Source organism: Kitasatospora indigofera (assembly GCF_014655955.1).
GTDB lineage: Bacteria > Actinomycetota > Actinomycetes > Streptomycetales > Streptomycetaceae > Kitasatospora > Kitasatospora indigofera.
Window position 1 is genome coordinate 91459 of the sequence record NZ_BNBO01000009.1, and the last position, 14519, is coordinate 105977.

12 protein-coding genes are annotated in these 14519 nt (G+C 76.0%); 3 read left to right on the top strand and 9 right to left on the bottom strand.

Annotated features, from left to right (window positions below; translation table 11 throughout):
* The first annotated feature begins 42 nt into the window (after window positions 1-42).
* Window positions 43-1773, top strand: a complete 1731-nt coding sequence (locus tag IE329_RS11295; RefSeq protein WP_190210728.1) for an MFS transporter — start codon at window positions 43-45, stop codon at window positions 1771-1773.
* Window positions 1774-1845: 72 nt separating this feature from the next.
* On the opposite strand, the gene IE329_RS11300 is transcribed toward IE329_RS11295, so the two are convergent.
* From IE329_RS11300 to IE329_RS11340, 9 genes are all read right to left on the bottom strand, one after another.
* A complete protein-coding gene (locus tag IE329_RS11300; RefSeq protein ID WP_229927359.1) occupies window positions 1846-2766 on the bottom strand; it encodes a polysaccharide deacetylase family protein in 921 nt (306 codons plus the stop codon).
* Window positions 2767-2952: 186 nt separating this feature from the next.
* Entirely contained in the window at window positions 2953-3342 is a 390-nt protein-coding gene (locus IE329_RS11305) for a DUF6188 family protein (RefSeq protein ID WP_190210730.1), read from the bottom strand.
* A gap of 158 nt (window positions 3343-3500) precedes the next feature.
* Window positions 3501-4373 (bottom strand): SGNH/GDSL hydrolase family protein, encoded by an 873-nt coding sequence (locus IE329_RS11310; RefSeq protein ID WP_229927360.1) that lies wholly within the window; start codon window positions 4371-4373, stop codon window positions 3501-3503.
* Between the two features lie 53 nt (window positions 4374-4426).
* Complete coding sequence (locus IE329_RS11315; RefSeq protein ID WP_190210732.1) at window positions 4427-5668, bottom strand: glycosyltransferase; 1242 nt, start codon at window positions 5666-5668, stop codon at window positions 4427-4429.
* The gene (locus tag IE329_RS11320) at window positions 5665-7047 is read right to left on the bottom strand and encodes a glycosyltransferase family 4 protein (protein WP_190210733.1); all 1383 of its coding nucleotides are present in this window, start codon (window positions 7045-7047) and stop codon (window positions 5665-5667) included. Before IE329_RS11320 ends, IE329_RS11315 begins: the two co-directional genes overlap by 4 nt.
* A 130-nt stretch (window positions 7048-7177) precedes the next feature.
* Window positions 7178-7369, bottom strand: a complete 192-nt coding sequence (locus IE329_RS11325) for a YegP family protein (protein ID WP_073927045.1) — start codon at window positions 7367-7369, stop codon at window positions 7178-7180.
* Between the two features lie 125 nt (window positions 7370-7494).
* Entirely contained in the window at window positions 7495-8481 is a 987-nt protein-coding gene (gene sph, locus IE329_RS11330) for a sphingomyelin phosphodiesterase (protein ID WP_190210734.1), read from the bottom strand.
* A gap of 161 nt (window positions 8482-8642) precedes the next feature.
* Entirely contained in the window at window positions 8643-10742 is a 2100-nt protein-coding gene (locus tag IE329_RS11335; RefSeq protein ID WP_190210735.1) for an MMPL family transporter, read from the bottom strand.
* A 121-nt stretch (window positions 10743-10863) separates the two neighbouring features.
* Window positions 10864-11796, bottom strand: a complete 933-nt coding sequence (locus tag IE329_RS11340; protein WP_190210736.1) for a deoxyribonuclease IV — start codon at window positions 11794-11796, stop codon at window positions 10864-10866.
* A gap of 465 nt (window positions 11797-12261) precedes the next feature.
* On the opposite strand from IE329_RS11340, the gene IE329_RS11345 reads away from it, so the two are divergent.
* Window positions 12262-13323, top strand: coding sequence for a right-handed parallel beta-helix repeat-containing protein (locus tag IE329_RS11345; protein ID WP_190210737.1), 1062 nt, complete (start codon window positions 12262-12264; stop codon window positions 13321-13323).
* Between the two features lie 62 nt (window positions 13324-13385).
* Complete coding sequence (locus IE329_RS11350) at window positions 13386-14417, top strand: methyltransferase (protein WP_190210738.1); 1032 nt, start codon at window positions 13386-13388, stop codon at window positions 14415-14417.
* Window positions 14418-14519: the final 102 nt, after the last annotated feature.

The following is a 14519-nucleotide window of genomic DNA, read 5'->3' on the forward strand; positions in this document are numbered from 1 at the left end:
CTGCTATCTCTGGTGGACCCGGCACGCACCGAGAGGACCCAGATGAGCGTCACGGGCCCGGCCGGTCCCGCCCTCCTCGGGCGCTCCCGGCCCGTCCCGGCCGTGCCGGCGTGGCGCCACCCGGTGACCGCCGCCACCGCACTCGCCCTCGTGCTGCACGCGGTCTGGGCGCTCTTCCTGGCGAACGACGCCGGTGACCTGGCGGCCCAGTACGCCTGGACGGACTTCGCCCGGCAGCATCCCGCCGCGGCGTACAACCTCTCCTGGTACGGCGGGATGCACACCGCCTCGTACAGCATGCTCTCGCCGTACCTGATGGGCTGGCTGGGCGTCCGCACGGCGGGCGTGCTCGCCGGCACGGCGTCGGCGGCGATCACCGCCCGGCTGCTGATCCGTCCGCAGGTGGCCAGGCCGCTGCTCCCGGCGCTCTGGGCGGCGGTGGCGCTCTGGTGCAACATCGCGTCCGGCCGGGTCACCTTCGCGATCGGGCTGGCCTTCGCGCTGGCGGCCCTGGCGCTGCTCTTCCCCGTCCAGGACCGTGCGGCTCCGCCGGCGGCGCGCTCCGGGCCGGTCGCCGGGCCGGTCACCGGCCGTCCGGCGCTCCGGGCCGGGGCCGTCCTCACGCTCGCGACGGCCGCCACCGCAGGGAGCCCGCTGGCCGGCCTGTTCCTCGGAGTGGTCGCCGCCGCGCTGCTGCTCACCGGCCGCCGCGGGGACGCCTGCCTGCTCGCCGTCGGCCCGGCCGCGGTGCTCGCGGCGAGCGCCCTGCTCTTCCCCTTCGAGGGTGAGCAGCCCTTCGACTGGTACGTCGCGGTGGTGCTGGTCGCCTCGGCGGCGGCGGTGCGGCTGTGCGCGCCGCCGCAGTGGCGGACCGTCCGTGCGGGCGCGCTGGTCTACGCGGCGGGGGTGGTGCTCACCTGGGTGGTGCCCTCGCCGGTCGGCAGCAACGTGGAGCGGCTGACACTGCTCTTCGCCGGGACCTTGCTGCTGGCCGCCGCGCTGGGGAGCCCGCCGGTGCGCGGCGCCGGGCCGGTCCCGGCCGGTGCCGCCCGCCGGTCCCTCGCCGCGGGGGCCGCCTTCCTCGCGGTGGCGGCCTGGCAGCTGGCCAAGCCGGCCGGTGACCTCGTGACCTCGGTGCCGGTGTCGGCGACGGCCCAGGACACCGCGCCGCTGATCGCCGAACTGCGGCGAATCGGGGCCGACCGCGGCAGGGTGGAGGTGGTCCCGCTCCGCACCCACCTGGAGGCCTCGGGCTTCGCGCCGTACGTCAACCTCGCCCGGGGCTGGAACCGGCAGGCGGACGTCGCCCGCAACCCGCTCTTCTACACCGGCACGCTGACCGCGGACGCCTATCGCGACTGGCTCCGGCACTGGGGCGTCGGCTACGTGGTGCTGCCGGTCGACCCGCCGGACGACGCGGCGGTGGACGAGGCCCGGATCGTGGCGGCCGGGCACCCGTGGCTCAGCCCGGTCTGGCAGGACGACCGGTGGCGGCTGTTCCGGGTGGCGGGCAGCCTGCCGCTGGCCGATCCGCCGGGGACGGTCCGGGAGGCCGGGCCCGCCGCCCTCACGGTGGACGTCGCCGTCGCCGGCCCGGTGCTGCTGCGCGTCCCCTGGTCGCCCTGGCTGGGCGTGGTGGGCCCGGACGGCGCCGGCCGCGGCTGCCTGGCCCAGGCCGGCGAGTGGACGGTGCTGCACGCGCCGGGCCCGGGCACCTACCGGGTGGCCGGCCGGTACGGGCTGCCGCGCGGCAACCGTTGCCCGGCCGTCTGAGCGCCCGCCTGCCCCGCCCCCTCCTGCCCCGCCCGCCCGAGGCCCGCCCGCCCGAGGCCCTCCCGGCGTGCCCTAGAGGTAGTCCTCCAGCCGGCCCAGCGCGTAGCCCTGGGCGGTCACCGTGTTGAGCACCTGGCGGAGCATGTCGGGCATGGTGCCCTTCCAGAGGGTGGGGCCGCGGAAGTGGGTCAGGATGATGTCGCCCGGGTGCAGCCGCTGGTCGGCGTAGCGCCACTCCATGTGGTCGGCGAACGCCTCCTCGTTCCACAGCGCGGCGGCCTCGATGCCGCAGGAGGCGGCGGCCTTGAGGGTGTCCTCGTTGTACTCGCCGTACGGCGGCCGGAAGAGCCTGGGGCGGGCGCCGATCTCGCGCTCGATCTCGTCCTGCTGCCCGCAGATCTCCTGGCGCTGCTGGTCGTACGTCAGTTTCCGCAGGTCACGGTGGTTGTTCGTGTGGTTCTGGATGGTGTCGCCCTGCTCCGCCAGGCCGCGGAAGTAGCCGTAGTCCGGCCTGGCCAGGTACCCGCTGACGAAGGCGGTGAAGGGGATGCCGAGCTCGCGCGTCATCCGGGCGAACTCCGGGTCCTTCTCGGCGCCGTCGTCCACCGTCAGGAAGACGACCTTCTCGTCGGTCGGGACGCGGGCCACCACCGGGGGCAGTCCGGGGCGGAGGGTCACGCCCTGGACGGCCCGCAGTTCGGGGGCGTGCGCGGGTGGTTCCGGGGCGGGGATCGGTAGGGCGTCGAGCCCCCAGGCGCGGACGGTCGCCAGGGCCTGCCGGGCGGTGGCCTCGCGCAGGGCCGCCGCGTCGGCGCTGTTGCGCTCCTGGTCGCGGGCGGAACCGGGGATCGCGGCCGGTGCGGCGGGCGGCAGGGCGACCCGGTCGGCGGTGCCGGGCGAGTGCGGCCCGGCGGGGGAGCGCGGGGCGGCCGCCCGCGGGGGAGTGAGCTGGCCCGTGCACCCCGCTATGACGGTCGAGAGGCAGAGCAGCACGGCCGTGCGGGACGAGGATCTGACGCTCTGACGGGACCGATAATATGAAGAATGCCGCATGGGTCCACTGATCCCCCACGCAGCGGTACGGCGAATCCGGCCGTCACCCGGCCGGCCGTCGGCCGAACAGGGCACCCCGTTCCGAACAGGGCACCCCGTTCGGGCGCCCCGGCCCCGGCCCCGCCGTCAGGCCGTCGGACCGGCCGCCGCCCAGACCACCTCGCCGCCCTCCAGCGCGGTGCACACCGCACCGTGCGGCGTGAACACGCTCCAGGGCGCCCGCCGGGCGTCCGGCGGGACGGACAGCGTGTGCCCCGAGTCGAAGGCCAGCTCCAGGCCCCCCGCCATGGTCACCCGCGCCGCTCCGACGCTGCGCCCGACCAGCTCCAGCAGGGCCTCGGAGGGCTCGAAGGTCAGGTCCGGGTAGAAGTGCTCCACCTCGGAGGGCCCGGCGAGGCGGAATTCGTTCTCCACCCGTACGGTCACCGGCCCGTCGAGCGTGATGTCCAGTTGGAACCCGCCCTTGACCGATTCCACCCGGTGGCCGGCCAGGACGTCCGTGATCAAGTTCTGCATGACCCCAGTGTGGACCAGCCGCGCCCCCGCGCCCCGCCCGGCGGGCGCAGACCGGCCAACCCCGAACCCCGCGCCCGGCGGCCCGGGCCGGCACCGCCGGCCGCGGCCCGCCGGCCGCCCCGCGCCGGAGCTCCGCGACCGGCCCACCCGCCCGTCCGTCACGGCAGCCCCGCCAGGGCCGCCGAGGCCGCCCCGGCCATCTGTTCGTCCAGCCGCGTCGTCGCGCCGCGCAGCCGCCCCCGGGCCTCGGCCACGGCCAGCGCGACCAGTCCGGGGAGCAGGTCGGTGCTGCGCTCGGCGACCCAGCTGGTGCCCCGGGTGGCCATCCACCAGAGGTCCGCCGCCCGGCCCGGCCCCGCCCCGGCGGGCGCGGCGGCCGGTGCCGGGCCCAGCCGGTGGCCCGCCTCGGCGAGCCGGGCGTGGAAACCGACGGCGATCAGGTGGTGGCCGGTCGCGCTCGGATGCAGGCGGTCCACGCTCAGCAGGCCGCGTTCGGCCGTCCAGGGCAGTTCGGCGAGGTGCAGGTGGACGGTCCGGTGGCGGGCCGACAGCGCGTGCACCACGGTGTTCACCGCCCGCATCCGCCGGGCCAGCGGGCGGGCCAGCGGGCCCGGCAGCCGCAGCAGCGACCCCGGATCGGGCAGGCAGGCGGTCAGCAGCAGGGTGCCCTCCGCGGCCAGCGCGCTCAGCGCGGTGTCCAGCTCCCGGGCGGTGCGCCGGATGTCGAAGCCCGTCCGCAGGGTGTCGTTCCCGCCGACCACGACGGCGGCCAGCTGCGGGCGCAGCGCCAGCGCGGCCGGCAGCTGCGCCCCCGTCAGGTCGTGGCTCAGCGCGCCGCTGCGGGCCAGGTTGTGGAACTCGACCCCGGCCGGGTGCTCGGCGAGCCCGCCCGCCAGCAGCGCGGCCCAGCCCCGCCAGCCGCCCGGGGCCGGGTCCCCCACGCCCTCGGTGAGCGAGTCCCCGAGGGCCGCGAACCGCAGCGGCGCCGACCCGGGCGCCGCGGCCGGACCCGTGCCGCGCGGCACCGCCACCGGGCCCGGACGGTGCGGTGCCGGCTCCCGGACGGCGGCCCTCCGGCCGGGGTTCATCGCGGCCCCCCGGCCGCCCCGAGCGCGGTCCCGGCCGCCGTCCCGGTGCCGGGACGCCCGGTCCCGCCGCCGTCGCCGGCCGCCGTCCCGGCCGCTTCCCCGACCGCGCCGGTCCCGTGCGCCGCGAGGAACCCGGCGACGGCGGCCGGCCAGCCGTACTCCTCGGCCCGGGCCCGGGCGACGGCCCGCCGCTCGTGCACCGGCCGGTCGAGCAACTCCCGGACGGCCTCCGCGAAGGCCGCGCCGGTGTCGTCGGCGACGGCGCCCGCCGGGCCGACGATCGAGGGCAGCGCCGAGTGCCGGCTCACCGCGACCGGCGTCCCGCAGGCCAGCGCCTCCAGCGCGGCCAGCCCGAAGGTCTCCACCGGGCCCGGGGCGAGCACCACGTCGGCGCAGGCCAGCAGCTCCGCGACGGCCTCCCGCCCGCTCAGGTGCCCGAGGAAGCGGACCGGCAGCCGCTGCCTGCGGGCCCGCGCGGCCAGCCGCGGCAGCAGCGGCCCGGTGCCGGCCACCGTCAGCACGGCGGGCGTGCCGCGCCGCCGCAGCTCCGCGAGCGCGTCCAGCGCGCGCTCCGGCCGCTTCTCCGCCGACAGCCGGGAGCAGAGCACCAGCAGCACCTGCCCACGACCGGCGTACCGGGCCCTGGTCTGCTCCCGGGAGTGGGCGAAGCGGTCCGGGTCGAGCCGGGCCAGGTCCACCCCGAGCGGGGCCCGCACCACCCGGGCGGCGCCGATCCGGCGGAACTCGCCGGCCGCCCAGTCGGTGGTGCAGATCACCGTGTCGTAGGCCTGCGCCGTACGGGAGTTGAGCCGGTCGGCGAGAGTCCGCGCGACCGGCGCCGGGAGGCCCCAGGCCCCCAGCAGGCCGGTCGCGCTCTCGTGCGAGACCATCGCCGCCCGGACTCCGGTGCGCCGGGCCCAGGCGCCGGTCCAGCGCAGCGTGGTGCGGTCCGACACCTCCAGCCGGTCCGGTGCCAGCGAGGCCAGGGCCCGGGTGACGGCCCGCCGGTCGGTCAGCACCCGGTACCCGCCGCTGCCCGGGACCACCGGGCCCGGCAGGGTGATCACCAGGCCCTGCTCCGTGTGCTCCTCCCGCCGCCGCGGGCCGGGAACGATCAGCACCGGCTCGTGGCCCGCGGCCAGGTAGCCGGCGCCGAGGTGGCGCAGCGCGGTGCGCAGGCCGCCGGAGACCGGCGTGACGAAGTTGGCCAGCCGGACGATCCGCAGAGGGGTGTTCATGCCGGCTGCCCCTCGACGATCACGGGCGCCGGTGCGGCCGTGCCCCCGCCCACCGTCGCGGCGGGCAGGCCGGCGGGTCCGGCCGGGTCCGGCGACCCGGTGGGCGGGGCCGGCACGTCCTCGACGCCGGCCGGGCCCGGGCCCGTACCGGGGCCGTCGCACGGGCCCGCCAGGCCGACGGCCGGGCCCGTGCCCGCCCGGCTGCCCACGCCCACGCCCAGGCCCCCGTCCACGCCCTCGCCGCGGTGCTCGGCGAGCACCTCCGCGTAGTGCTGGAGCAGCAGGTCCCCGACCGACTCCCAGCTGCGCGCCGTCACGTCGGCCCGCCCGGCCCGCCCGTACGCGGCCCGCAGTTCCGGGTCGGCGGCCAGCGCGGCGACCGCCGCCGTCACCGCCCGGCCGTCCCGCGGCGGGACGAGCAGCCCGGTGCGGTGGTGTCCGACCAGGTCCAGCGGGCCGCCGGCCGCCGGGCCGACCACCGGGAGGCCGCTGGCCATCGCCTCCTGGATGGTCTGGCAGAAGGTCTCCAGCGGCCCGGTGTGCACGAACAGGTCCAGGCTGGCGAAGCAACGGGCCAGCTCGGCCCCGGTCTTGCGGCCCAGGAACACCGCGCCGGGCATGGCGGCGCGCAGCGCCGGGCCGGACGGGCCGTCGCCGATGACGACCACCCGGACGCCGGGCAGCGCGGACGCCCCGGCGAGCAGGTCCACCCGCTTCTCGGGCGCGAGCCGCCCGACGTACCCGACCAGCACCTCCCCGCCGGGGGCCAGCGCCCGGTGCAGGGCCTCGTCCCGGTGCCCGGGGTGGAAGCGCGCCGAGTCGACGCCGCGCGGCCAGAGCCGCACCCGGGGCACGCCGTGCGCGGTGAGGTCCTGGGCGGCGGGGGTGGACGGCGCCAGGGTGCGGGCGGCGGCGCGGTGCACCGTCCTGATCCGGTGCCAGGCGGCCGCCTCGCCGAGCCCCCGGCCGGCCCGGTAGGCGTGCGCGTACCCGGCGAGGTCGGTCTGGTAGACGGCGACGGCCGGCACGCCGAGCGAGCGGGCCACCTCCATGCCGCGCGCCCCGAGGACGAAGGGGCCGGCCAGGTGGACGAGGTCGGGCCGATGCCCGGAGATCGCGGCGGCGAGCTGCCGGCTGGGCAGCGCGATCCGCACCTGCGGGTATCCGGGCAGCGGGAGGGAGGGGATCCGGACGACGGGCACGGTGCCGGCGTCCGGGCCGAAGGAGTGCGGCGGGCAGTGCGCGCCGCGGGCCGGGGCGGGAGTGACGACCAGGGGTTGGTGGCCGCGCCGGACGAGGTGTTCGGCCGTCCGCAGCACGCTGTGGGCAACGCCGTTGACCTCGGGCGGGAAGGATTCGGTGACGATGGCGACACGCATGCCATCGTTCTCTCCGCGCCCGGCGTGCGGGCGGCCAAAGGGATATGTCGAACAGACGAACGCATGTCGGCGAACGTGAAACACCCGGGCCGGCCACCGCGTGCGGTGGCCGGCCCGGGTGCGCGCGGGGTCAGGCCGGGGTGGCGGCGCCTTCCTTGAGCTCCGCGTACGGCGCGAGCTTCCGGATCGACTCGATGCTCTTGATGCAGTCGTCCCGCGTCTCGTACGCCTCACCCGTCACGACGACCGATCCGTTGCTCGCCTTGAGCCGGAACCGGTGCATGCCGCTCTCGTCGGTGTAGACCTCGAACTTTCCTGCCATGGGAGTGCTCACCTCTCGTCGTTGGCCCCCCAGCGCAACCTAGGCCGGGCACCGGCGCGCCGCATCCCGGGTTCGGTCGGACGGGTGCCCGGGCGCGGGCGCCGCCGGCGAGGGTGCCCCGCCGCTCAGCCGGCGCTGAGCGGGTAGTGGTCGGAGAGGTCGGTGTAGGTGTAGCTGGTGCCCCAGCTGCTGACCGTCCAGGGCGAGCTGTGGGTGTGCAGGACTTCGTTGTGCCAGACGGTGGGCCGGGCGTGGTCGGCGCGGTAGAGGACGTAGTCCAGGTCCTCCTTCGGCTCGCCGGGGTAGCGGTAGGCGGCGATCGAGTTGTCGACGGTGTCGAAGGAGTTGGCCCAGCCGGTCCGGCTGTCGGCGGGCGCCACACCGGCGTTGCCGAGCAGCGAGGGGTACTCGCTGCCGTGGGAGTCGATGTTGAGGTCGCCGGCGATCAGCACCGGCTCGGCCGCCGGGATGTTCTTCCCGTCGACGAAGGAGCGCATCGCGCGCAGCTGGGCGGCCCGGACGGCGGCCGGCTGGCCGTTGGAGCAGCCGGTGTCGGTGGACTGCAGGTGGGTGCCGATCACGTGGGTGCGCAGGCCGTTGACGTCGAGCACGGCGTAGACGAAGCCCTTGTTCGACCACCAGTCCGCCCCGCAGGCGTCCTTGAACACGTACTGCTCCTTGTGCAGGATCGGCCACTTGCTGAGCAGGGTGACCCCGCCGTCCTCGGGGGTGGTGGAGCTGTAGCTGCCGCCGGTGGCGTCCCAGCCGGAGGTCGAACGGCCGACCACGGGCGTGTGGTACGGGTAGGCGGCCGAGGCCTGGGCGGTCAGCGCGTCGGAGGCGGCGTTGTCGAAGGCCTCCTGCAGCACCACCACGTCGTGGCCCTGGAAGAAGTCGGCCGAGGCGATGGCCTTGGCCCGGTGGTCCTGGCCCCAGTTCGGGTAGAGGCTCTTGCTCATCAGGAAGACGTTGTACGTCAGCACCTTGAGCGCCGGCACCGGCGCGGGCGCCGCGGCCTGCGCCGGGGCGGCGGTCAGCGGGGCGATCAGGGCGGCGGCCACCGCACAGGCGGCGGCGAGGCGCGGGGTACGACGGAGGGTGGGGAACGGCATCAGTGCTCCGCGAAGAAGTGTCCTGAACCCGTCAATCGGCGGGCTGTCGGGCAGTCTTCGCCCCGAGGGTCACGCGCGGCAAGACATCGGACGATCACTGCGTGAACTCGTCCGAAACTTGTCTGGCCAACCTGCCGGCGGTAGGCGGCCGGCGGTCACCCTCAGACCACCTTCGACCGCTGATGGTCCGTCAGTTCCCGGCGCGGCCGGGCGAGCAGGCTGGGCCACCACATGTGCCGGTCGATGTCCATGGTGAGCGCCGTGACCAGCACCGACCGGACCACCAGGGTGTCCAGCAGCACGCCGAGCGCCACCGCGAAGCCGATCTCGGCGAACCCCACCACCGGCAGGGTGCCCAGCACGGCGAAGGTGCTGGCCAGGATCAGGCCGGCCGAGGTGATCACGCCACCGGTCGCGGCCAGCCCGGCGACCGCCCCCGCCCGGGTGCCGCGATGGACGGCCTCCTCCCGGACCCGGGTCATCAGGAAGATGTTGTAGTCGATGCCGAGCGCCACCAGGAAGACGAACACGAACAGCGGGAAGGCGTTGTCCTGGCCCTCGAAGTGGAAGACGTGCGTGAAGAAGAACGCACTGATCCCCATCGCCGCCGCGTAGCTCAGCACCACCGTGGCGATCAGCACCAGCGGCGCCGTCACCGCCCGGAGCAGCAGGGCGAGGATCACCAGCACCACGCCGAGCACCAGCGGGATGATCGTCCGGTTGTCGGCGGTGGCGGCCCGCCCGGCGTCCAGGATCACGGCGGTGCTGCCGCCCACCTTGGCGTCGGCGCCCGGCACCGCGTGGACGGAGTCCCGGACCCGGTCCACGGTGTCCTTGGCGGCCTGGCTGTCCGGCGGGTCGGTCAGGGTGGCCTGGAACACCGCCACGTCCCCGTGCGTCACCGGCGGCGTGGTCGAGGCGACGCCGGGGGTGGCCGCGGCCGCCGCCTGGACGGTGCCGGCCTCCCCGGCCGAGCTGATCACGGTGAGCGGCGCGCCGGTGCCGCCGGGGAAGTGCTCCACCAGCACCTGCTGGCCCACCACCGAGTCGGGTGTGCCGGTGAACGTCCCGGCGGTGCTCAGGCCGTTGGCGTTCAGCGACACCAGGCCCACGCAGCAGGCCGCCAGCGCCAGCGCGGTGCCCACCCAGACCTTCCGCGGCCGCTGCCCGATCCAGCCGCCGACGTGCGCCCAGTTGCCGGTCCTCGTCGGCTCCGCCGTCCCGTAGGCCGGGCGCACCGGCCAGAACACCCAGCGGCCGCAGATCACCAGCAGCGCCGGCAGCAGCGTCAGCATCGCCAGCAGCGCGACCGCCACGCCGATCGCGCAGACCGGGCCGAGTCCCCGGGTGGAGTTCATCTCGGCGACCAGCAGGCACAGCATCGAGGCGATCACGGTGGCCGAGCTGGCCAGGATCGCCGGCCCGGCCCGGTGCAGGGCGAACGCCATCGCCTCGTGCCGGTCCTCGTGACGCCGCAGCTCCTCCCGGTAACGGGCGGTGATCAGCAGGGCGTAGTCCGTTCCCGCGCCCAGGACCAGGACGATCAGGATGCCCGCGCTCTGCGCGTTGACGGTCAGCCCGGCGTGCTCGGCGAGCAGGTAGATCAGGGCCTGCGAGGCGATCAGCGACACGCCCGCCGAGAGCAGCGGCAGCAGCCACAGCACCGGACTGCGGTAGGTCAGCAGCAGCAGGATGATCACCACGGACACGGTGGCGTACAGCAGGGTGCCGTCGATCCCGGCGAAGGCCTCCGCCTGGTCGGCCCCGATCCCGGCCGGGCCGGTGACGTGGGTGGCCATCCCGTCGGCGCCGGCGGCCGCGGTGGCCCGCATGCTGTCGACGGCCGGTTTGAGGTCGTTCCAGCCGTTGGTGCCGATGTCGACCGGCACCACGGTCTGCATCGCCTGCCCGTCCTTGGACAGCTGCGGCCCGGTCACTGGGCCGAGCACGTGCGGCGCGGTGGCGAAGGCCTGGGCGTCCTGGGCGGCCTTGGCCCGGTCGGCCTCGGTGATGCCGCTCGGCCGCTCGTAGACCACCACGGCCTGGGCGGTGTCCACCGGCTGGAAGGCCCGCTGCTCCACCAGGACCTGGGTCGACTCGGCGTTGCCCGGCAGCCAGCTGGACGCCTCGTTGTCCTCGGCGCCCATCAGCTTCCCGGCGAGCGGCCCCGCGGCCGCGACCAGGACGATCCAGAGCACCAGGACGACCCATTTGCTGCGTCGTCCACAGGGCAGCGCGGCCAGTCTGCGGGTCGGACTCATCGGTGCCCCCTCGCGGGTGCGGCAGTCGCGGGCAGAAAATCCCCCGTACCACCCTGCCACCGCACGTCGGGGGCGGCAGCTCGGGCCGCGGGGGAGGGGCCGCGGGCCGGACGCCCCCGAGTCAGCCGGCGGCCGCCGCCGTCCGCAGCTCCTTCAGCCGGGCGATGTCCGCCGCGTGCCCGGTGCCGTCGCCGCCGTGCTTGCGGTCCGGCGTCTCGATCACCAGCGGCACGCCCAGCGTCGCGGGGTGCTCGAACAACGCCCGGAACGGCGCCGCGCCGATCCGGCCGGCCCCGATGTTGGCGTGCCGGTCCTTGCGGGCGCCGACCTCGTCCTCGGAGTCGTTGGCGTGGATCAGCCGCAGCCGGCCGGGCCCGGCCGCGGCGACCAGCGCGTCCAGCGTCGCGCCGACCCCGCCCTCGGCGGCCAGGTCGTGCCCGGCGGCGAAGGCGTGGCAGGTGTCCAGGCAGACGCCGACCCGCGGGTGCCCGTCCAGCGCGTCCAGGTACTCCGCGAGGTCCTCCATCCGGGAGCAGAGCGAGCGGCCCTGGCCGGCGGTCGGCTCCAGCAGCAGCCAGGGGGCGTCCTCGCCGAGCCCGTCCAGCTCGTCGAGCAGCGGCCGCAGGTCCGCGCGGACCTGGGCCATCGCCTCGGCCCGCCGCGAGCCGCCGTCCGGCGCGGTGCCGACCGCCGAACCGGTGTGCAGGACGACGCCGAGCGCCCCGATCGCGTGCCCGCGCAGCAGCGAGTGCCGCAGCGACTCGGCCGAGTGCTCCCGGGTCGCCGCGGTGTCCGAGCCGAAGTTGATCAGGTAGGGCGCGTGCACGTAGGCGGCGATGCCCTCCTCCGCGCAGGCCGTCCGGAAGGCCTCGTCCTGCGCCGGGTTGCCCGGGGGAGTGGCCCACCCGCGCGGGTTGGCCACGAACACCTGGACGGCCTCGGCGCCCACCCGCCGGGCGAACGCCAGTCCCGTCCCGGCCAGGCCCTTCGCGGCGACCGGTACGTGGGCCCCGATCGGGTTGCGGGCGGCGGGCGGCAGTGGTGCGGCGTTCATGCCGAGAGCCTGTCACGCGGCCCGTCGCCGCCGGTCACCGGCCCCGGAACGGACCTCGGCCCCGGCCCCGGAACGGACCCCGGCCGCCCGGCGCCCGGGGCAGGCCGTCCGGCACCCGCCCGGGCCGTCCGGCACCCGGCCCCGGAGCGAGGGCCCCTTCCCGGCGGGCCCGCCCCCGGCGCGTCGGCCGGGCGCGTCCGCCGGGCACCGCGGACCGGCCCGGGCCCGTCGCCGCCCGGCCGCGTCCCGCTCGTCTGACGCCCCGTTACGACAACCGGCCGACGCCCCGTCAGCCCGGCGGACGCACCCGGTGGCGGGCCCGCCGCATCGCCCATAGCGTCGAACCGGCGGACACGCATGCCGCCCGCGCGCCCCGGCGGAGCAGCGCCCGCGGACGTCGGTCCGACCGGCTGTCACCACCGCACCGCGCCTCAGAGACCGTGCAAGGAAAGCAGGTTCCGAATCATGCCCACGCGACGGGTCCCCCAGCTCGCGGCGGCCACCGCCACCGCCTCGGCCCTGATCACCCTGGGCGCCGCACCCCCGGCGCACGCCTCCGCCCTCCACCTCGTCCAGCCCGGCGAGTCGATCCAGCAGGCGGTGGACGCGGCCGCCCCCGGCGACACCGTCCAGCTGCTGCCCGGCACCTACCGGGGGAGCGTGCGGATCACCAGCTCCGGCCTCACCCTGCGCGGGGCGGGCCCGAACACCGTGATCACGCAGGACCCGGCCGACACCGGCGCCTGCGCCACCGCCGGCCACGGCATCTGCGTCGCCGGGGCCGAGGGCGCCCGGCTGACCGGCGTGCGGGTCGAGCTGCTCACCGTCTCCGGCTTCCGCAAGAACGGCCTCAACGCCAGCGAGACCGACGGGATGACCGTCCGGGGCGTCCGCGCGCTGGGCAACGGCCAGCAGGGCATCAGCCAGGAGAAGTCCGTCCGGGGCAGCTTCACCGGCAATGAGGCGGCCGACAACGGCCAGTCCGGCATCTTCCTCGCCAACACCGTGGACAACGAGGGCGGCGCCATCGACACCGAGGGCGCGGTGATCAGCCGGAACATGCTGAGCGGCAACCGGATCGGCGTGACCATCCGGCGCGCCCGCAACCTCAGCATCGACCGCAACATCGTGCACGGGAACTGCGGCGGGGTGTTCGTGGTCGGCGACGAGGGCGTGCCGCGGGCCGGCGCGCTGACCGTCAGCCGCAACACCGTCACCGAGAACAACAAGTACTGCCCGCCGAACCCCCGGCTGGACGCGATCCAGGGCACCGGCATCCTCCTCACCGGCGCCGAGGACACCCTGGTGACCGGCAACACCGTCCGGGACAACGTCGGCGCCTCGTCGATGTCCGGCGGCATCGTGCTGTTCCGCAGCGTCGTCGGCGTCCCCAACACGCGGATCACCGTCAGCGACAACCACGTGGACGGCAACAGCCCCGCCGACCTCGCCGACCGCGACACCGGCACGGCCAACGTCTTCTCCCGCAACCACTGCGCGGTCTCCGAACCGGCCGGCCACTGCTGATCCGCCCCCCGGCCCCCCGCCCGACGCCGTTGCTCCCCTCCGACCATCAGAAGGACGGCCCCATGACCACCGCACCGACCACCGACCCGCAGGCCGCCATGCGCCTGCGCGAACTCGTCTTCGGCGCCGCCTGCGCCGCCGCCGTCCGGGCGGCCGCCCGGCTGGGCGTCGCCGACGCGCTGGGCGAGCAGCCGACCACCGTGGACGACCTCGCGTCGGCCCTGGACACCGAGCCCAAGCCGCTGCGCCGGCTGCTCCGCGCGCTCTCCTGCTACGGCATCTTCGCCGAGACGGACGGGGACCGCTTCGTCCACACCGAGATGTCCCGCCTGCTGCGCGAGGACGCCCCGAACAGCCTGCGCTACATCTCGCTGTGGTGCACCGAGCCGTGGACCTGGGAGGCCTGGCCGCGGCTGGACGAGGCCGTCCGCTCCGGCAAGAACGTCTTCCCCGAGGTGTTCGGCAAGGAGTTCTTCGACTACCTGCACAGCGACGGGCGCGAGTCGGCCAAGGTCTTCGACAAGGCCATGACGACCTCCAGCCGCCAGTCCGCCGCGGACTTCGCCGAGTACCTGGACCTCACCGGCGTCAACTCGGTCGTCGACATCGGCGGCGGGCAGGGCCACGTGCTGGCCAGCCTGCTGGAGAAGCACCCGGGCCTGCACGGCACCCTGCTGGACCTCCCCAAGGTGGTCGCCAACGCCGACCCCCGGCTGCGCGACGGCGGCGCGCTGGCCTCCCGGGCCCGGCTGGTGCCCGGGGACTGCCGGGAGGACATCCCGGTCAAGGCCGACCTCTACATCATCAAGAACATCCTGGAGTGGGACGACGAGAGCACCCGCCGCACGCTGGCGAACGTGGTCGCGGCGGCCGCCCCCGGCGCCCGGGTCGTGGTGGTGGAGAACCTGGTCGACGACAGCCCCTCGATGCGGTTCACCACGGCGATGGACCTGCTGCTGCTGCTCAACGTCGGCGGCGCCAAGCACTCCAAGCAGAGCATGGTCACCCTGATGTCCGCGGCCGGCCTGGCGGTGGGCGAGGTCCACCCGGTCAACCCGTACCTGCACGCCTTCGAGAGCACCGTCCCGGCCTGACCCCCAGGACGTACGGGAGAGCCGGCACCCGGTGGGTGCCGGCTCTCCCGTACGTCCTGCCCCGGTGTGCGGGCGGGCCCGCCCCGGTGCCGCCGCGGGCCC